General features: G+C 39.9%; 14 protein-coding genes and 1 pseudogene. 6 read left to right on the top strand and 9 right to left on the bottom strand.

Annotated elements, in window-relative coordinates:
- Window positions 1-223: 223 nt before the first annotated feature.
- Window positions 224-1,244: pseudogene (locus tag B3J29_RS05600) on the bottom strand (FAD-dependent oxidoreductase).
- Between the two features lie 172 nt (window positions 1,245-1,416).
- Here B3J29_RS05600 and B3J29_RS05610 point away from each other — a divergent pair.
- Entirely contained in the window at window positions 1,417-9,564 is an 8,148-nt protein-coding gene (locus tag B3J29_RS05610) for a hypothetical protein (RefSeq protein WP_286739135.1), read from the top strand.
- Window positions 9,565-9,787: 223 nt separating this feature from the next.
- Here the strand turns inward: B3J29_RS05610 and B3J29_RS05615 are convergent, their stop codons facing one another.
- Complete coding sequence (locus B3J29_RS05615; RefSeq protein ID WP_004783676.1) at window positions 9,788-10,123, bottom strand: TIGR01244 family sulfur transferase; 336 nt, start codon at window positions 10,121-10,123, stop codon at window positions 9,788-9,790.
- Between the two features lie 125 nt (window positions 10,124-10,248).
- On the opposite strand from B3J29_RS05615, the gene B3J29_RS05620 reads away from it, so the two are divergent.
- The 3 genes from B3J29_RS05620 to B3J29_RS05630 all read left to right on the top strand — a co-directional run bounded on the left by B3J29_RS05620 (window position 10,249) and on the right by B3J29_RS05630 (window position 12,027).
- Complete coding sequence (locus tag B3J29_RS05620) at window positions 10,249-11,145, top strand: alpha/beta hydrolase (RefSeq protein ID WP_286739137.1); 897 nt, start codon at window positions 10,249-10,251, stop codon at window positions 11,143-11,145.
- Window positions 11,146-11,580 (top strand): thioredoxin TrxC, encoded by a 435-nt coding sequence (gene trxC / locus B3J29_RS05625; RefSeq protein ID WP_286739138.1) that lies wholly within the window; start codon window positions 11,146-11,148, stop codon window positions 11,578-11,580.
- A 75-nt stretch (window positions 11,581-11,655) separates the two neighbouring features.
- Window positions 11,656-12,027, top strand: a complete 372-nt coding sequence (locus B3J29_RS05630) for an acyl-CoA thioesterase (RefSeq protein WP_171523022.1) — start codon at window positions 11,656-11,658, stop codon at window positions 12,025-12,027.
- Between the two features lie 57 nt (window positions 12,028-12,084).
- Here B3J29_RS05630 and B3J29_RS05635 read toward each other — a convergent pair whose 3' ends face one another.
- Together B3J29_RS05635 and B3J29_RS05640 are read right to left on the bottom strand one after the other, a co-directional pair.
- Window positions 12,085-12,588, bottom strand: coding sequence for a DUF4442 domain-containing protein (locus B3J29_RS05635; protein WP_286739140.1), 504 nt, complete (start codon window positions 12,586-12,588; stop codon window positions 12,085-12,087).
- 27 nt (window positions 12,589-12,615) lie between these two features.
- Window positions 12,616-13,104 carry a YajQ family cyclic di-GMP-binding protein gene (locus B3J29_RS05640; protein ID WP_004783667.1) on the bottom strand — a complete coding sequence of 163 codons (489 nt, stop codon included), beginning with the start codon at window positions 13,102-13,104 and terminating at the stop codon, window positions 12,616-12,618.
- A 91-nt stretch (window positions 13,105-13,195) separates the two neighbouring features.
- Here B3J29_RS05640 and B3J29_RS05645 point away from each other — a divergent pair, with 91 nt between their 5' ends.
- Complete coding sequence (locus tag B3J29_RS05645) at window positions 13,196-13,510, top strand: rhodanese-like domain-containing protein (RefSeq protein ID WP_286739141.1); 315 nt, start codon at window positions 13,196-13,198, stop codon at window positions 13,508-13,510.
- Window positions 13,511-13,658: 148 nt separating this feature from the next.
- Here B3J29_RS05645 and mnmC read toward each other — a convergent pair whose 3' ends face one another.
- The 4 genes from mnmC to B3J29_RS05665 are packed head-to-tail and all read right to left on the bottom strand — an operon-like array spanning window position 13,659 to window position 17,072.
- Entirely contained in the window at window positions 13,659-15,566 is a 1,908-nt protein-coding gene (mnmC, locus tag B3J29_RS05650) for an FAD-dependent 5-carboxymethylaminomethyl-2-thiouridine(34) oxidoreductase MnmC (protein ID WP_286964584.1), read from the bottom strand.
- A 39-nt stretch (window positions 15,567-15,605) separates the two neighbouring features.
- Complete coding sequence (locus B3J29_RS05655; RefSeq protein WP_005233837.1) at window positions 15,606-16,124, bottom strand: hypothetical protein; 519 nt, start codon at window positions 16,122-16,124, stop codon at window positions 15,606-15,608.
- A gap of 5 nt (window positions 16,125-16,129) precedes the next feature.
- Window positions 16,130-16,432 (bottom strand): YciI family protein, encoded by a 303-nt coding sequence (locus B3J29_RS05660; RefSeq protein ID WP_261635327.1) that lies wholly within the window; start codon window positions 16,430-16,432, stop codon window positions 16,130-16,132.
- A gap of 28 nt (window positions 16,433-16,460) precedes the next feature.
- Window positions 16,461-17,072, bottom strand: coding sequence for a septation protein IspZ (locus tag B3J29_RS05665; RefSeq protein WP_005233839.1), 612 nt, complete (start codon window positions 17,070-17,072; stop codon window positions 16,461-16,463).
- Window positions 17,073-17,116: 44 nt separating this feature from the next.
- On the opposite strand from B3J29_RS05665, the gene B3J29_RS05670 reads away from it, so the two are divergent.
- The gene (locus B3J29_RS05670; RefSeq protein ID WP_286739144.1) at window positions 17,117-17,968 is read left to right on the top strand and encodes a PHP domain-containing protein; all 852 of its coding nucleotides are present in this window, start codon (window positions 17,117-17,119) and stop codon (window positions 17,966-17,968) included.
- Window positions 17,969-18,046: 78 nt separating this feature from the next.
- On the opposite strand, the gene B3J29_RS05675 is transcribed toward B3J29_RS05670, so the two are convergent.
- A complete protein-coding gene (locus B3J29_RS05675) occupies window positions 18,047-18,958 on the bottom strand; it encodes a bestrophin family protein (RefSeq protein WP_005233841.1) in 912 nt (303 codons plus the stop codon).
- Window positions 18,959-18,989: the final 31 nt, after the last annotated feature.

Below are 18,989 nucleotides of genomic sequence, written 5' to 3' on the forward strand. Positions count from 1 at the left end.
ATTATTCCAAAAGCCCTCTGCTTACGCAGGGGGCTTTTTTTTATGCGTGGGGTTTAAATAGTTACAACTTTTTCTATTGATATTTTCTGATCTAAAAAATGAGTTAAGGAGTAATAAGGAGCAGCCAAAACTTCAGAGCTATTAGCTGCACCATATTGTTTGAAGTAATTAAATTTTATCTATTAATACTTCTTTAATATATTTAAGAATTTTCAATTATTTCCTATTGATCAAGCTGACGACGAGCATGTTTAAATGCTGTTCTTAGTCCTTCTTCTAAAGTCGGATGATAGTAAGGCTTTGCCAGAATCTGATGAATATCTTGCTCTGCATCAATCATCCAGGCTAGCATGTGTGCTAGATGTTCGGCTTGAGGGCAGAATAATTCAGCACCTAATAATTTTCCTGACTTTTTATCTATATATACTTCAGCTCCGCCTTTATTTTCTGCAAGGATTAATGCGCGTCCCTGTCTTTCGTAAGAAACAAAACCTCTAATATATTCCGTATTTTTCTCTTCTAGCTGTTTGAAACTTTGACCAATAATCGCCATTTCTGGTTGGCTAAATACGATTGCCAAAGGAGTTAGGGTAGAAATAGGTTGAACATCTGGAAAATTTAAGCAGTTTTGGACTACTTCTTTACCATTGTGAGCAGCTTCATGTTGAATTGGGGCATCAGGGGCTGCATCTCCAACAATAAAAATAGGGAAATTTGCTAATTGCTTGGTTTTTTTATTAATAGGTAGCTTTTTAACCTCTTGAAATTCAGAATTAATTTTTTCCAAATCTAATCGATCTAAATTAGAACTACGTCCAGTGGCTAAGAGTACATAATCTACTTCAATACTTTGCTTTTGATCATTCTCTATATAGTCAATTTTTACCTGATCATTAAGGAGTTTGACTTGATTTGGTAGGGTTTTAAATTTGATATCCAGCTCGTTATTTAGTTGCTCTCTAACCAAAGCTTGTAGAGTTGGACTGGTGAGTGCACCTATTTTCTGACTACGAGCAAACATAGTAGTACGTACCCCTAAACGTTGCATGGCTTGAACCAATTCAATTGCAATGACGCCACTACCAATCACTGCTAAGGATTTNNCTCGGCATACAGCCTACACGAGCACATGTAGTCTCCCATGAACCAGCATTAATAATTAAAATATTTTGGGTATATTTAATAGCTTCTTTATAAGCACTAATTCCTGCTGTGCCTGCACCGATAATAATAATGTCATACATAAATTGCTTACCAATTCTCAGAACATGAATATTTATATGCATGATTTACAATGTTTCTGATGTAAATTATGTAACTAGATTGCTTATTTTTGATATTTTGAGTAAATTTTGTGTAAAAGCCAGAAGATTAACTTTTATGGCAGCTTAACTATTATATGCAGTGGGAAAAAACATGAGTTTGTTTATAAATTTAAAAAAATTAGGGGTTAACACGACTGTTTTAGCAACATCGATTTCTTTAGTTGCATGTGGCGGGGGGGGGAGTGACGGTTACTATAATAATGACAATAATAGTCAACCAAATACAGGAGGAAATAATGGAGGCGGCAATGAATCTACAGATAATACAGCTCAAGTTCCAGAAAGCTTGAATATTAATTTGCAAGATTCGAGTGGCCAAAATATTGTTCAGGTTGTAGATAATTCAACTGTACAAATTGCTGTTCAGGTCTTAAATGCAGATAAAGGTGGAATTTCTAGCAAAAATGTACGATTAGCGATTAATGATTCAGATAAATTAGGTGTAACAAGTAAAAGTTCCTTAGTTGCTACAGCTGAAGATGGTATTGCTATTTTTGAGCTTAAAATTCCTTCAATTAATATTGAATCTGGTAAAGTACAATTAACTGCAACTGTAGATGGCACACAAGTTAAACAGGTATATACCCTTAATATTAAAAAATCTAGTGTAATTGTTAGTGATTATACTCTAGATGTGCCACAAGGCCTTACGATTGATTTACCAAATGGGACAGTTGAATTTTTTGTCCAAGTGACTGATCCAAAAGGTGGTTCTAAGTCAGGACAAACCGTTGAATTGTCTTTACCTGCTGAGTTACAAGGATTGTTTGTAATTAGCAACGGATCATCTGTACAGACAGATAGTGAAGGTAAAGCAAATTTTAAACTTGTAGCAAATAAAAATTTAACTGCGGCACAAATTCAACAGCTTGTAGATACATCTAAAACACTAAACTTTAAACTCATTGATGAGCATCGTGCAGAAAAGCAAGCAACTACGTCTCTAACATTTAAAGATATTGCAACAATTGTCGATAAACTTGAAATTATTAAGCCTGATGCATCGATTGCTGCAAAAAATGGCGAAGCACGTATTCGTGTATATGCCAAAAATTCCAATAAACAAGATTTAGCAGGTAAAAAAGTTCGCCTGGAGACCAATCAATCTGGTCGTGGTGTGACCTTGGATAAAACTGAAGCCATTACAAATGCACAAGGTTATGCGGAATTTATCCTAAAAAGTAATTCTGATACACCACTTGCTTTGAAGGATGAAGGGATTGAACTTAAAGCAACTTTCCTAGAGAACCCTGAGAAATTCGCGACCATTACTGTTGATGTCATTACTGCAGATGATAGTGCAACCGATCAAGAAGCTATTCAACGTCTAGAAATCGCTTCATCTTATAAAATCAATGCAATGTCTGACAGTGTTGAAATTAAGGTCAAAGCGATTGCGAACAATGGACATGCTGCGAAAAAAGGTAAAATCAAACTTACCTTAAATAGCGAAGCTGTAGCAAATGCTGTTAAGTTTGAAGGCAGTAGTGATGGTGTTAACTTTGATTTAAATGAAAGTCAGTCTGTCGGCGCAGAGGGTTATGTCACTTTCAGAATTAAAACACCAGCATCGCAAACAGCAGCAGCTGTAGAAGCATTAAAGGCTTCAGGGATCACAGCGACGTTTACAACAGATAACGGTATTAGCAATAATATTAAAATTGTTGTTGAAGATAAGGCTGTTGCAACTGAAGCAGTTAAGTATCTCTTAATTGACCCAATTAATGAAAACTTTGATCCTACCAAGAACCAAGACATTACGATTAAAGTAAAAGCAATTGGTGAAAAAGGTGGCCCTCTTAAAGATGAAAAAGTATCAATTAAATCTTTACTTTCAGATGATCAGCTGAATAAGTTGAGTTTAAGTTTAAGTACAGCTGCTGAAGTTTTAACAGATGCAAATGGTTATGCAGAGTTTGTTTATAAGTATCAATATAATAAATCTGCAGAACAGCAAGCGTTAGCTAAGCAAGGGATTACTTTTACATCCACGGCATTATCTAATCAAAAGACTCAAACGATTAAAGTTAACTTCAATACAAAGAGTGTCAGTGACAAAGTCAGCCTTGATTACTTTACTTTAGATACTGATGGTTTAGCTCAAATTGCACTTAATCAACAAACTGAAATTGTAGTACGTACGCAAGCCTTTGGTGTTGATGGTGCAGTTCTTGCTAATCAAGAATTAGCTATTGGTATTGATGAAACTGCGATGTCAAATGGTGTTTCATATGCCACGGCAACTAAGCTTGTATCGGATGCACAAGGTAAAGTTGAATTTAAATTAAAAGTTGCAGCACGTAATTTGACTGAATTAAATACCTTGATTGAAAAAGGACTAACTGTTGCAGTAGTGTCTTATCGTAATGATGGTTCTAAGCATTCAGTTACTCGTAAAATTGATTTAGTTTCAAACTCGATTATTGACACTGGAACGAGTCAAGTGGATTACCTCATGGTAGATCCAATCTTAACCCGCTTTGACTATACGCAAAATCAAGAAATTACCGTTCGTGTAAAAGCATTAGATGTCAATGGAAGCCCATTAGCAAAAGAAAAAATTCAGTTAAAATCTGCCCTAACTAATCAGCAGATGCAGCAGTTAGGCTTAAGTTTTACGACCCAAGCAGAACAAATCACTGATGCATTAGGTTATGCAACGTTTAAACTTAGTTACCAGTATAACGAAACGCATGAACAAGAAGAACTTGCGAAAAAAGGTCTTACTTTCAATGCTTTGGCAAATGGTAAGGTCAGTAATATTCGCATTAACTTTAAGGCTCCGAGCGATAGTATCGACTTAAGTTTCTTTACTGTCGATACAGATGGACAAGCCTTAATTTCGACCACTACAGATACACCGATCAAGATCCGTGTCAAGGCAATGGGTACAGATGGTAAGGTTTTAGCTAACCAACGTATTAGTATTGGTATTGATAATACTGCAGTTTCAAATGGCGTAACGTATGCGACCTCTAATAACCTAGTTACAGATGCATTAGGTAATGCTGAGTTCGTTTTAAATGCGAAACCAAAGAATAAAGATGAACTGAATGCGTTGCTTGCGAGTGGTGTAACAGTCGCTGTTAAAGCAACTGCAAAAGATGGTTCTGAATATACAACGCTAAGAACGATTAAGCTTATTGAGCAAGAGCAAGCATCGCAAGTATCTTCACTACTAATCGATCCGTTACAAGCAGCATATGACTATACAAAAGACCAAACAATTCAAGTACGCGTGAAAGCGATTGGTCAAGCTGGTCAGTCTTTACGTAATGAAAAAGTGAGCTTAACGACAGCCCTTAGTGCACAAGAGTTAGCTGATCTGAATTTAAGTCTTGTTGGCGATGCGACGAAACTGACTGATGATTATGGTTACGTGACATTCACATTTGACTATAAATACAATGCACAGTCTCCTGCACAAAAGAAACTGCTAAATGGTTTTGAAATTAAAGCAACTGCTAATGGAAAGACGAATAATACGATTATTAACTTTAAAGCACCTGCAAATGAACAAGAAATCAATCTTGATTATTTAGTGGTATCTACAGGTGGTCGTGCAGTTATCTCAACCGATAAACCAACAGAAGTGACGATTACAGCAACTGCATTGGCAACAAATGGTCAGGCATTAAAAGACCAGACTGTGAAAATTGAATTGAATGAAACAGAAACCAATAGTGGTATTTCATTTAATTCTGCGACAGAAGTTGTGACCAATGCACAAGGACAAGCCACATTTAAAGTCAACATTGCACCAGAAAATGCATCTGAATTAGAGGCATTGCTTGCATCTGGTTTGAATGTTCGTTTATCTGCACAGCGTGTAGATGGTTCTGCATACAAAGTATCAAGAAAAGTTGAACTTTATAAGTCAGAAGCAGAAGCACCAAGTGAAGTTGATTACCTGATCATTGATCCAATTAGTGTTTATGACTACAGTAAAAATCATACCATTGCGGTACGAGTGAAGGCGATTGGTGAAGATGGTAGCGCATTACGTAATGAAAAAATCACATTGCGTCCTGAAAACATCTCAGGTGCAGAATTAGCGAAACTCAATTTGAGTTTAAATGGTGCTGCTGAGCAATATACCGATGATCAAGGCTATGCTGTCTTCGAATTTAGCTATAACTACGATGCAAAATCTACAGAGCAAAAAACCCTTGCATTGAAAGGTGTAGCGTTATTGGCGACTGCAAATGGTAAAGAGCAGCGCACAGTTATTAACTTTGCGGAAACTCAAACTAATACGCTTGATTATCTTGTCATTGATATGATTGGTAAAGCTGTCATTGATACGGATGTAGAAACTAAAGTTGTATTATCAGTGCTTGCAAAAGGTACTGATGGTTCAGTTTTGGCAAATCAAAATGTTCAGATTGAATTGACCAATGAAAATGGTATTAATCTTCTTACAGCTTCATCAGTAGCAACTGATGCAGAAGGTTATGCAAAATTTGAATTCAGTGTGCATCCAAAGAACCAACAGGAATTAGAAGCATTATTGACAAATGGCGTAACAGTAAAAGTCTCATCTGCAGTTGCTGATGGATCTGTTCGTCAAGCTCAACGTAAAGTTGAATTAGTACAAGCCGAAGAGCAAGTTGAATCTAAAGTTGAGACTTTAGTTATTGATCCAATCTCAAATTCATTTGACTATACTCAAGATCATACGATTCAAGTACGCGTTAAAGCATTAGATGCTGCTGGCAGTACGCTGAAAAATGAAAAAGTTGCAATCACAACTGATATTCAAGCGAAATTAGCACAACTCAACTTTAGTTTAAATGGAGCAGCTGAACAGTTTACTGGTGATGACGGCTATGCGACATTTGTATTTGAATATAAATATGCAGAATCTACAGTACAGCGTGAGATCTTAAATGGTGTAACTGTTACTGCAACTGCAAATGGAAAAACACAGACGACAAAATTGAACTTTAGAGAGTCTTTAACTTCAGAAGCATTAGATTATATTTCTATTGATACAAATGGTTATGCTGCGATTGAAGAAAATGTACAAACTGATATTACTGTTAAGGTACGTGCAATCAATGTGGGTGGTAAAGCACTTGCTAATCAAGATGTAACGATCAGCTATAATGAACAAGCACATAATAATGGTGTTTATTTACTTGATCCAACAGGTGCGAATGTTGGTGCACAAACCTTTACGCAAAAAACGGATGCTGATGGATATGTAACCTTTACCTTTAAGGCATTGCCACGTAATAAAGCGGAAGTGCAAAAGCTGATTGATGATGTGACTGGTGATTTACAGGTTACATTAACAGCTAAACGTGCTGATGGTTCGAATTATGAAGCTTCTCGCCGTATTGACTTAAGAGCTCCTGATGTTGAGTCTACACCTGCAGAAGTTTTAATTGATCCAATTCTGCAAGCATTTGATTATTCAAAAGATCAAAAAATCATTATTCCAGTAAAAGCGTTATCTGCTGATAAGGGTGCTTTACAGGGTGCAAAAGTTACGATTGATACACCGGATTTAACCCTAGCGCAGTTAAAAACAGCACAATTCACTTTAACAGGTGAAGCAACTAAGCTTACTGATGCCAATGGTTACGCTTATTTTGAGTTTGAATATAAAGCAGCAAGTACTCAAGAGCAGATTAAGCTGGTGAGTCCAGGTGTTCGTATCACGGCGACCACCAGCAATGGTAAAGCTGCTGTTCAAACCTTGAACTTTAAATCGCCAAATGCCGGGCAGATTCTAGATTACTTTACCTTAGATGCATCTGATTATGTTGTTACATTGGGTGTGAATACACCTAAGACGATTCAGGTGACAATTAATGCGAAAGATACACAAGGTAATGCACTTGCAAATCAAGTCGTGTCACTAGGTTTAAATGAAGCTGCTTTAAGTAATGGTGTAAGTTTCAACACGCCATCTCAAGTCATGACAGATGACAAAGGTCTTGCAACATTTAGAGTGACACTCAATCCTCAAAGTGATACAGAAATTGAAAACTTAGCTGCAAATGATCTTGAATTTACAGCAACTGCACGACGTGCGGATGGTTCTGAATATACGCTGGTTCGTAAAATTGAGTTAGATAAAGCTAAGGTTATTTTACCTGAATTAGCGAATCTTATCTTTACGACAGTAGATGATAAGCCATTAGATACAATTTCTGTTCTTGGTGGTGAAACACGCGTCAAAATTAAAGCAGTTGATAAAGCTGGTAATACAATTCCAAACACGCCTATCGCAGTTGCACTATCTAGTTTAACTTCTAGTCGTGTGACATTAAGCAATGTACCAACTCAAACTAACAGTAAGGGTGAAGCTGAATTTACGGTTACCGTTTCTGAGGGCGCATATGATGCTAGTTTGATCAAAAATGGTATTGTCTTTGCAGTAGTTGGTACGAACTTAAATAATGGCGATCGTTTACAGCAAACAAGTGTAATTGGTATCACCGCTCCAGCAAATGCTTTAAATCCGCGTTTAACCTCAGATGTAAAAACAGTGACAGCTGGGCAAACAATTAAAGTGTATGCAGCTGTTAAAGATGAAATGGGGATTAATACTGCTAATGGTACACCAATGCAATTAACTCTGAATCCAGAAGCGATAGCTGCAGGTATTAAGCTGAGTGCTGAAGGAGTGGTGATACAAGGAAACGGTTCAGTTCCTATTGACTTGATTGTGCCAAAAGGTATTACAAAAACAGTATTAAGCTCTATTATGGTTACGGGTACTATTCGTGATCCACGTGGTAATAAACTTCAGACGGATCTGACTTTTACTGTTCAAGATATTAGTAATCCTTATCACTTGACGATAGATAGCAGTCGAGTATCTTTATCATCATCAGGTGATAGTGCATTTGTAACAGTTAAACTTCTTGATGCGAATCAAGGTGGGGTTGCCAATGAAACTGTAACTTTAGCGATTAATGACCCACGTAATGCTACGAGTATTAATGGTTCTTCACAAATTACAACAAATGAGTTTGGTGAAGCTGTATTTGAAGTATCAATGAAATCATTACAGGGAATATTATCAACTCCTGTTCTACCAATTGAATTAACAGCAACACACACCACTGTAACAGGTGCTATAGTAACTCAACCTGGTAGTATTCAAGTCCATTCACCAACAGTTCTAGCACCAACATTAGATTTAAAAATCAAGTCATCTAAAGATAAATTGAATCTAAGAGGCGATAGTGTTGAAGTGTCTGTATTAGTAGTAGACTTAGAAGGATCAAGTCAAACTGGAAAAGCAGTAACTTTAACAATCCCAGCATACAGTCAAAATGGTGCTTATATTCGTGGTGCATCAACTGTAGAAAGTGATGAGAATGGTTGGGCAAAATTTACAATTGTTATTGATGAAAGCTTGCGTGATCGAAACTATGACTTTGCTACTGCTGACCTACGTGTAGAGGCTATTGTTAAGGATGAACAAAATACAGAACGACGTGTACCTCATCGTATTGATGTTGTAAATTCAGAAGTGCCAGTAACTGTTGGTTCTATTGCTGTTAACTTTAACCCAACAGAGATTACATCAACAGCTAATGGGGTTTATTATCAAAAAGAAGGTTCTGTTCAATTAGTTGATGTTGATGGTAAACCTGTTGCAAATCAGGATGTTGTTCTGGATGTTCGTCCAACTTCTTATGTCATCGGTGAATGGATGTTTGGTATTCAAAAAAATCCATGGAAAGTCGTGACTAAACCTGTTTTAGATGCAAGTGGTAATCCTCTAACTAATCCTGATGGGACACCTAAGACAGAAGATGTAAAAGAATTGGATGCAGTTTATCCATTCACAAACTTGAAAGGTTGGATTAAACCAAATGACTATTACTATCCACTGTTGAATTTTACACCGTCACAGACATTAATGCAGAATTTGACAACTACATGTCCAATTAATGCAAATACTTCAACTTGGGCAGCTAATGGTCAGGCATTACGTGTGGTTCGCTTCCTAGGTGGGACAGCAAATAATAGTACAACTCATCCATATACTGCGACCTATCGTACAGATAGCACGGGTAGATTTGATTTCATTATTGAATATCCAAAAGCTAATGCACAATGGGTATCTGTAGAGGTTGGTGCGAAAACAACACTTGCACAGACACCAACGAGAGGCTATACAACATTAACATTACCAAGTTTAGCTAGTGATTATGCGACTGATGGAAGTTATGCTCCGAACCGTGTAAGTCCATATACGACTTGTATTAATTGATCTAACTAAAAAAACAGCGCTTCGGCGCTGTTTTTTTTATAGGAGCTAAAATTCAAAAAATTAAATAGAAGTTCCCACACTGACACCCACAGTAGGCTTAAAATTAATTGAACTACAACCCATCAATGCAAGACTGCAACATATAACCAGTAAGAATTTATACATACGCCGATCTCTGAAACTAAAAGGAGATGTTGACTAAAAGTACATTTCCCCAAATACCTTAGTCATCCAGCAGATCCATCTGTTTCGCTAACTGATATAAATTATTGGAGCGATTTCCTGTACGGCAGAACATCAAGATTGGCTTTGGTAATTCGTTATAATGGTTAGCAAAAGTACGCACATCAAGCTCGGTAATCTGGCCAGCAACTACTGGCTGGAAGACATAATCCAGACCTGCACTACGAGCAGCCTCCTCAATTTGTACGCTGGTTGGCTGTTCAGGGCCACCTTCCATATCCGGACGGTTATTGATAATTGATTTAAAACCTTTTTCAACTACTTGAGAGATATGTTCAGGACCAATTTGGCCAGCAAAGCCTACATTTTCGCTCATGATGTCACTCCATTATGTCATTTATCTTGATATGCTTTATGATAGCATTAAGCTGAAAACATGATGGCCTAGTTCTGAAAAATTTATAAACGATTACAACTATAAAATAACGCAATGGAGCGCGTATGTACGCCTATACAGTCGAACCACTGTATGTCAAAAGCGGTCAGGAAGTGATTGCTGCGGATTTCTATCGTCCTCAACAAATTGACAAACCAGCTGTGATCCTGATGGCTCATGGCCTAGCGGCTTTACGTCATTTTAAACTGGTGCAATATGCCCAACGTTTTGCCAGTGCAGGTTATGCGGTGGTTCTGTTTGATTATCGCTATTGGGGAGGCAGTACCGGACGTCCGCGTGAACTGGTATCGATCAGTGCTCAAATTGAAGACTGGCGTACAATGATTCAGCATTTGCAGGTACGTAAATCCATTGATGCTAAACGGATTGTGTTATGGGGAACAGCATTGAGTGGCGGGCATGTACTGACATTGGCCGCAGAACTAAAAAATACTCAGGCGGTAATGGTCCAGGTACCCTTTGTAGATGGGGCAGAAAGTGCCAAACTTTATCCTTTGCAGCAATTGCCTAAAGCCTTGAAGATTTCCAGTCAAGATTATATGGGGGCAAAGGTAGGAAGAGCTCCCAAGACCTTACCTGTGGTTGATCGTCATGAACTCTGTTTTATGCCGACGCAAGATAGCTACGAAGGATATTTATCGATTGTGAATCCAGATTATTACTGGAGTGGCCATATCCCAGCCCGGGTATTCTTTAAATTGATGCGCTACCGTCCTATTCAGCAAGTCCGCAAAATCACTATTCCTGTCCTGTTTATCGCAGCACAACAAGACAGCCTAATTCCCATTGAAGCTAGCCGGGAAACCGTAACCAATATTGCACCATTTGTACAATATCATGAGTGGAATATGCGGCATTTTGATATTTATCATGGTGAATGGTTTGAAAAAGCAGTCTCGACCCAATTAGAATTCTTACATCAACATATTGGAGTGCGCTAGATGATCATTGTATGCCCGAATTGCCAGGCTAAAAATCGTATGCCTGAAGAAAAATTAACGGCCGATCCAGCATGTGGTCAGTGTCATCAGGCTTTGGTTCCACTGGCGCCGATTGAGCTAAATGAACAAAACTTTAGTCAGTTTGTCACCCATAGTGATCTTCCCATCCTGATTGATCTATGGGCAGACTGGTGTGGTCCATGTAAAATGATGGCACCGCATTTTGCTGCTGTAGCAAAAGAAAATCCACGGGTGGTATTTGCTAAAATTGATACCGAAGCCAATCCGCGATTAAGCTCAGCATTTAATGTGCGTAGTATTCCGACGCTGGTTTTGATGAATAAAACCAATGAAATTGCTAGAATAAGCGGTGCATTACGTTCAAGCGAACTACAAAAGTGGCTTGATCAGCAGTTAAATAATGCTCAATCCTAATTTAAAAAGCCTGGAGTTCAAGTGACAGATTCTCATATTAAACCAGAGGGAGTACTTTCCCTGCAGACGATTGCAATGCCTGCGGATACCAACTGGAGTGGAGATGTATTTGGTGGCTGGATTGTTTCACAAATGGACTTGGCGGGAGCAATTCATGCAGAGCGCTTTAGTAAAGGACGCTGTGCAACGATTTCGATTAACCAGATGACCTTCCTGGTTCCTGTGAAAGTCGGCGATGTCATTAGCTGCTATACCAAAATTCTAAAAGTTGGTAATACCTCAATCCAGATGCAAATCGAAGTATGGGACAGTCATGATAACTCACGTGCACCTGTACGCGTGACTGAAGGGGTATTTACCTTTGTCGCAGTGGATGTCAAAGGCAATAAACGTCCAATTCCGGATGAAGCAAAACAGAAATTTGCAGAATCTCAGCAGAACTCATAATTCATTAAATAAAAAATCCCAGATCATTGATCTGGGATTTTTTTGTCTGTATTGAAATTAGGCTGGCTTCAACTGATTCTTGGCAATCCAGGCCCAGAGCATCTCGCATTGAATCGGTGCTTCACCAGATTCATCAGTTACAATAACTTGTACTAGCGTTTCACCTTTTTCTGAACTCTGCATGAGTTCTTGTTGTTCAGGAGTTAAAGTAGCTACTGCAGTCATGGAGCCTTTAGTTGGACGCTTAAAGTCTACTTTTAGGCTTTTAATCAAAACCACTGCGCTGTCAGGTACATTCATTGCAGTCACAAAGCCGGTTGCTGTTTCTGCCAACAGTGCCATGGCACAGGCATGAATCTGACCGATATGGTTCTGCATGGCTTTATGATTGACCATACTCACCACAACTTTGGATGCACTGACTTCCTGATAGCGAATCTTGGCAGAGCCAACCATTGGAACCACTCGGCCAAAGGTCTTACTCAATAAAGCAGTACGCATACCTTGCGGTAACCTTGATGTCGCTTTGACCAGTTTGGTCAGTCGGTTGCTCTTTGTCATAATTCTATCTACAGACGTTGAGATATCTTAGTCTTTAAAGTTGTTGAACTGTAAAGGCAGACCGAATTGTTGTTCTTTCAGGAATGCCATCACTTGTTGCAAGGTATCGCGTTTTTTATCAGTCACACGAATCTTGTCGCCCTGAATAGAAGATTGCACTTTAATACCGCTTTCTTTAATGGCCTTATTAATTTTTTTTGCTGTATCTGAGTCAAGGCCATCTTTAAGCTTGATCACTTGAACTACATTTTTGCCTGAAGCGGTCATTTTTTGTGGATCTAGTGCCTGAATATCCACTTTACGCTTGAAGAAATGGTTTTCCAGCATGGTATACACTTGCTCACATTGGAAATCACTTTCTGTGCTAATTTTAATTTCCTTGTTTTTTTCATTCAGTTCAATAGAAACATCCTGTCCACGGAAATCGAAGCGGGTTGCAATCTCTTTTTGGGTATTTTGAACTGCATGATTTACTTCAAAAATTTCTAATTCAGAAACAATATCGAAAGAAGGCATAGTTTAGACCTTTACAAAGGGAAAGAATATCTGAGATGCTAGGGATGTTTTCTTCATTTGCCAAGTGTTGTTTACATCAAAGGAGTGCGCAATGATCCGTAAACAAGAAATTACAACATTTGAGTTCCCAGAAAATGCTGTAATCTGGGATGTACGAGATGCAAGTGCTTATGCTGAAGCACACGTGAAAGGAGCGGTCAATCACCCCATTAACGATCTTTCAGCAGATAGCCTGACTCAGGTGTCAGCGGATCAACCGATTTACATTTTATGTGGTGGTGGGAGTAAAGCTCCACGTGCAGCTGAAAAATTAGAAGGTTTTGACAGCTCACGTGAATATGTCATCCTGATGGGTGGTACTCGTGCTGCTCGTGATGCAGGTATGCCACTGGAACAAGGCGCATAATTGACCTTGTGAAAAAAAGCGCCGTCAGGCGCCTTTTTGTTGTCTAGATTTCTTCAAAGCCCCTTTTTTTAAAGAGGGGGTTAAACTCTTTCTAAAATCTCTCCCTTGCGGAACAGTGTTCCTCTCCCTTTATTAAAGGGAAGGCTCTTTAATCTTGAGGCTTAAAATAAGGCTTCTTGGCTTTTACCTTCTTTTGAAAACGTGTCACGTCGAGTTTCTTTACCAAGTTCGAAGGTGCGGGACAGGCTTCTCCTAAAATCTGGGCAGCCAGAATTTCACTACACAGTGGTGCAAACAGAAAACCTTTAGAGCCGAGACCAGCAAAACTATAAATCTCTTCATCTGCTTTCATTTTTCCGAGTAAAGGAAAATAATCCTGACTCTGGGCACGTACTGCTGCTCGACCTTGCCAGGTTTCGGTAGGTGGTAATGACTGTGCATATTCAGGAAAGACACTGTGGATAAGTTTATAATTATGCACATGATCTTCTATTAAGACTTCTGCATCATCCCGACCCGGATAGAAGGAAGCACCCAAAATCAGTTGTTCTGGACTGAGCTGCATACAGTAACCGCCGTAACTATAGGCTGTATCCTGATTTAAGGGCTGATCTTGATTATTGACCCAGCTAACCTGTCCACGAATCGGTTTCAGGACTGGATAATGTTCAAAGAATTGCTGGGTATCACGTGCGGTACATACAATGATGTGATTAAACTTGCCTAAGGATTGCTGATCTGCAAATAACTCAGGTTGTTCAGCAGCCTCAATATGACTAATTTGGGCTTGTTTATACTGAATAAGAGGATGCTGCAAAATTTCATCACGCAGTTGATGAGGTGAAACTGCGCCCGCTGCTAATAGTTTTAAAGCTGGAAATTCAGTTTGAATCTCTTGGTCTGCTGCACTTTGAGCAGCAAGAATGTCTGCGGGATATTCATCTACCAATCCTAAAAGCTGTTCAGGATTTTTTAAGGCAAGCTGATTGACCTGAATTAAGCGAAAAGCTTTAAATTTCTGATAATGATTTAAGGCATGCTGCCAGGCCACCGTCATCAGATGTTCAGCACTTTGCTCAACTGGACATAGTTTAGGATTAAGCAGGGCAAGGGGATTACCGGAACCGCCTGAAAGAGGCGCTGACTGGTCGTAAATCGTGACTTGATGACCACGCTGAGCGAATGCCAATGCCGTACTTAAACCTGCGATTCCAGCGCCAATCACAGCGATTTGACGAGGTCTGGTAGGACTCTCTAGATCTGGTTCAGTTTTTTTTTGAGCAATTTCCAGCTCTAAAACCGTTTCACTGTCTTTATTTTCTTCAACAGGATTCCAGATCGCTTTCAGCATTTCACGTTTATGGCCAAATCCACGTGGACGGGAAATGGAGATTCCATGCTGTTTTAAACCATGCTTTAAGACACCTGCAACACTGAAAGAAGCAAAAGTCGTTCCGATCTTGGATAAACGCACGATGTTATTTAAAACATTTTCTTCCCACATGTCCGGATTACACGAAGGTGCGAAGCCATCTAGAAACCAGGCATTAACTGGTGCAGTTTTTTCAATAACAGGAAAGACATCATGTGCATCTCCCAGCCACAGATCCAGACTGAAACGCTCTTCAGGAAAGCTGAGACGATGACAACCGGCAATCGGCATTGGATATTGGGAAATGAGTTGATCTGCTAGTGGTTTCAATTCTGGCCAAGCATTTAAGGCGCGAACTAGATCTGCTTTAGAAAGCGGAAATTTTTCTACTGAAATCGCATGCAGATGACTTTGATTATTCGGACGAACCTGTTGCCACAGCTGCCATAACGCCAGAATATTTAAACCCGTACCAAAACCCGTTTCACCGACACAGAAATATGCAAAAGGTTTTAAATCGGCCAGGCGGGTACTAAGGTCATTACCATTTAAAAAGACATGCCGGGTTTCCAGCAATCCATTGTCTTTGGAAAAATACACATCACCAAATTGCTTGGACACAGGCACATCAATGCCATCCACTAATTGCCAATCCAGATCGGCAGTTTGAATTGCATACGACAAAACGGGTACAACCTTAAAGATATTTGGAAAGCTTATAGATTACCACTGACGGCGACGTTTAGTATAAACATAGCTTGCAATCAGAAAGCCAAGTAATACACCGACCGCCAAAGTTGCAGCACCGTAGAGAAACATCTGGGCACTACGTTCACTTTGGAGGACCTGTACCTGAACCCCGAGATTGTCGTTCTTGAGCTGCAATTCCTGATTTTGTGACAGGGCTTCCAGATTGGCTTTTTCCAGTTGCTGTAGACGCGTTGCCTGATCTTTGACTAAAGCTTTGACTTTGGCATCTTGCTGGGCTTTCTGCTTGGCAATTTCCTCTGCAGTGAGCGGCTTTTTCTCAGTCGGCTGAACAGTCTGAGCAGTTGTCGCAACTGCTGGAATAATTCCGGCCTGCTGTGCAGAAGTGCCCTGAGCAGGTGCTTGCGTGGTAACAGCTTGAACAAGAGTAGCTGCTGGCTGTGTAGCCGGGGCAGCTGGAGCAGAAACTTCAACAGCCCAGGCAGAAGGAATCATGAAACAAAAGCCAATGAAACTGGCGGTAACAGCGCGCATGAACCTTATCCTTTAGGAAATGCTTTGTTAAATGGTTTCACATCAATATGCGCGTATACACCTTCTTTCAGGAATGGCTCATCCTGTAACCATGCATCCAGTGCTTCACGACTGTCAAAATCAACGATGATGGTACTGCCATAGAAACCGGCTTGTGGATTGGCTGGATCTTTAGGCATGGCACCTGCAACAATCAGACGGCCTTCAGTATCTAACTGTTCCAGACGTGCAAGATGTTGTGGACGAATCGCAAGGCGTTTTTCAACTGTACCTTCCTGGTCGGTACAGCTAACGACGAATAATGGCATGATGACTCTCTATCGTTTGTAGTGGGACTTATTCAGCTGTTCTAAAGTATTTGCGCAATACAATAAACTGAATAATGATAAAGGAAAACATCACAATCATGTCACCGAATGCAGTAAATTCGCCCCAATATTTTCCATCCATCCATAAATAAGCGAAGAAAGTATGCAGAAATGACATAAGGGTAAACATACCGACCCAGGCATAGTTTAATTTAAGCCAGCCTTTGGCACTCAAATTGAATACCGGTCCAAACAGACGCTGGATGAGTGGCTTCTTATCTTTGCTAAACCATGGCGATAATAGGAAAACGCCGGCAAAGACCAGATTCAGTAATACAGCTTTAAGACGGATATAGAAATCGTCGCTGAGCATCAGGGTAATACCACCGAAGATCACCGTCATAAACAGAACGATCCATTGCTGTTTGTCCAGGCGGAATTTTTGCATGACAAATAACGCACCATAAACCACCAGCATGGAAATGATCAGACCCGTAGTTGCAACGAGAATATTGTTATTGTCGACACCCCCCGCAGAACCGATCAATTGTAAAAGTTGATGGTCAGTGTCTTTTGGATCTACAGTTTTATATAAATAAAAGAAAATAATGAGTGGCACAAAGTCTAAAAGTGCTTTCATGTTAGAGTATCTAAATCTGATCAAATAAATGTCATAGTATAGAGATGCACGGCGTAGATTTACATACACATAGTAATATTTCTGATGGAACTTTGAGTCCTCAGCAATTGGTCGAAGCGGCTGCGGACAAACTTATCCATACTTTGGCCCTCACTGATCATGACACCATGGATGGTTTGGTGCTGGCTGAAGAAGCTGCCAAAAATCATGAGATTAAGATAATTTCTGGAGTCGAGATTTCCAGCCAGTGGTCACGTCCAGCGACCAAGAAAAATTATGGCGTACATATTGTGGCACTCAATGTTCAGAATCCTGAGCCGTTACAAAAAGCCCTCAATCAGCAGAAGATCATTCGTGCCGAACGCTCTAAACAGATCTGTGATCTTCTGGTTCCTTTAATAGGCCAGGATATTTATGCTGACGTGATTGCCAAAGTTGACAATATTCCTGATCGGGTTACCCGAACCCATATTGCCAAAACGCTGGTAGAAAAAGGCATTGTGACCCGTCCACAGCAGGCCTTTGATAAGTACATCAAGGAAGGTAAAAAGGCTTATGTCAAATTTGATGGTCTGGGTCTGGAAGAAACCATTCAGGTCATACATGACAGCGGTGGCTTTGCCGTGCTAGCTCATCCAACCCGTTATGACTTATCAGCCACCAATATTCGCTATCTTCTCGAGATCTTCGCCAAGTTTGGTGGAGATGCGGTGGAGCTACCGCCAGCCATTGATCCAAGTTCAACCCGTCAGATGGTCGACCGGATGATTGCAGAACAAGGTTTGAAAGTTTCGATCGGAAGTGATTTTCATGGCGATAATATGCCTTGGGTTAAACTCGGTCAGGTGCCAAGTTTAAAACCGGGACAGATCGGGATTTGGGAGAGTTTTGTTTAATGCGTTAAGCAGTAGTCGCAACACTGCTACCCATTCCAACGTGAAGGAATTCTCTCTTTGAATAAGAGAGGTAACCTATTAAAGCAAATTATTATCTTGAGCCTGAATCGGTGGTGGTGTCGGTTTACCTAAAGTTCCCAAGAGTTCAATTTCAATAGTACGAACCATAGAATCAAGTGGTAAGTCATTACTTTGTGTACCAAAAGGCTCTTCAATCTCTGAGCTTAAAGCATCGAGACCTAAGAAGGTATAAGCGAGAATGCCGACCAGAAAAGGGGTGAATAAACCTAAGGTTGCACCAAGGCTAAACGGCAGAATAAAACAGAAGAAATAAACAGTACGATTCAACAGAACTGAATAAGCAAAAGGTAAAGGAGTCGTCGCAATCCGGTCACAACCCGTCTGCACAATACTGAGTTCTGCGACATGATTATTCATCTGCATATAAATGATGTCAGAGATTTCACCTTCTTTGAGAGCCTGCATCAGCTCCCACTGGATCAGACTTAAAGTATATTGCGGGGCATTGGCCTGTTGATAAAGCTGGGTAATCGCCTGCTGGCTCATTCCACTGGTTTCCACCAGCTCAGTCGGATTGGCTGTCTGATGGCGTAAACGGTCACGCAGGACATTTGCGAAAACGATGACATGCTGAATCACACGTTCACGACGACCTTGGGACAACATCCGGCAGTCACGGTCAAAATGACGTGCATTGGCAATCAGAATACCCCAGAGTTTACGTGCTTCCCACCAACGGTCGTAACAGGCAGTATTTTTAAATCCGAGAAAGATAGACAGTACTACGCCGATGAGGGTAAAGCCAACGAGAGGGAGTTCTGGAAAATGAAAGTAACCTACACGTGAAAAACCACCAATAATGGCTGAAATCAGCATGACCACGCCTAAAGGAGGTAGAACCTTAGGTAAAATCGTTCCTCGCCAGGAAAATAATAATTTAAAAACGTCCTGCTGGTCACGTACGATCATTTATTGGAATCATCACAATTTTTTTCATGAT

Origin of the sequence: Acinetobacter sp. UBA5984, from assembly GCF_002429925.1 — a bacterium.
Classification (GTDB): domain Bacteria; phylum Pseudomonadota; class Gammaproteobacteria; order Pseudomonadales; family Moraxellaceae; genus Acinetobacter; species Acinetobacter variabilis.

Excerpts from the sequence above, each read along its gene's own strand:
- B3J29_RS05610 (WP_286739135.1), top strand. The coding sequence starts at position 1,417 with ATGAGTTTGTTTATAAATTTAAAAAAATTAGGGGTTAACACGACTGTT.
- B3J29_RS05615 (WP_004783676.1), bottom strand. The coding sequence starts at position 10,123 with ATGAGCGAAAATGTAGGCTTTGCTGGCCAAATTGGTCCTGAACATATC.
- B3J29_RS05620 (WP_286739137.1), top strand. The coding sequence starts at position 10,249 with ATGTACGCCTATACAGTCGAACCACTGTATGTCAAAAGCGGTCAGGAA.
- trxC (WP_286739138.1), top strand. The coding sequence starts at position 11,146 with ATGATCATTGTATGCCCGAATTGCCAGGCTAAAAATCGTATGCCTGAA.
- B3J29_RS05630 (WP_171523022.1), top strand. The coding sequence starts at position 11,656 with ATGCCTGCGGATACCAACTGGAGTGGAGATGTATTTGGTGGCTGGATT.
- B3J29_RS05635 (WP_286739140.1), bottom strand. The coding sequence starts at position 12,588 with ATGACAAAGAGCAACCGACTGACCAAACTGGTCAAAGCGACATCAAGG.
- B3J29_RS05640 (WP_004783667.1), bottom strand. The coding sequence starts at position 13,104 with ATGCCTTCTTTCGATATTGTTTCTGAATTAGAAATTTTTGAAGTAAAT.
- B3J29_RS05645 (WP_286739141.1), top strand. The coding sequence starts at position 13,196 with ATGATCCGTAAACAAGAAATTACAACATTTGAGTTCCCAGAAAATGCT.
- B3J29_RS05655 (WP_005233837.1), bottom strand. The coding sequence starts at position 16,124 with ATGCGCGCTGTTACCGCCAGTTTCATTGGCTTTTGTTTCATGATTCCT.
- B3J29_RS05660 (WP_261635327.1), bottom strand. The coding sequence starts at position 16,432 with ATGCCATTATTCGTCGTTAGCTGTACCGACCAGGAAGGTACAGTTGAA.
- B3J29_RS05665 (WP_005233839.1), bottom strand. The coding sequence starts at position 17,072 with ATGAAAGCACTTTTAGACTTTGTGCCACTCATTATTTTCTTTTATTTA.
- B3J29_RS05670 (WP_286739144.1), top strand. The coding sequence starts at position 17,117 with ATGCACGGCGTAGATTTACATACACATAGTAATATTTCTGATGGAACT.
- B3J29_RS05675 (WP_005233841.1), bottom strand. The coding sequence starts at position 18,958 with ATGATCGTACGTGACCAGCAGGACGTTTTTAAATTATTATTTTCCTGG.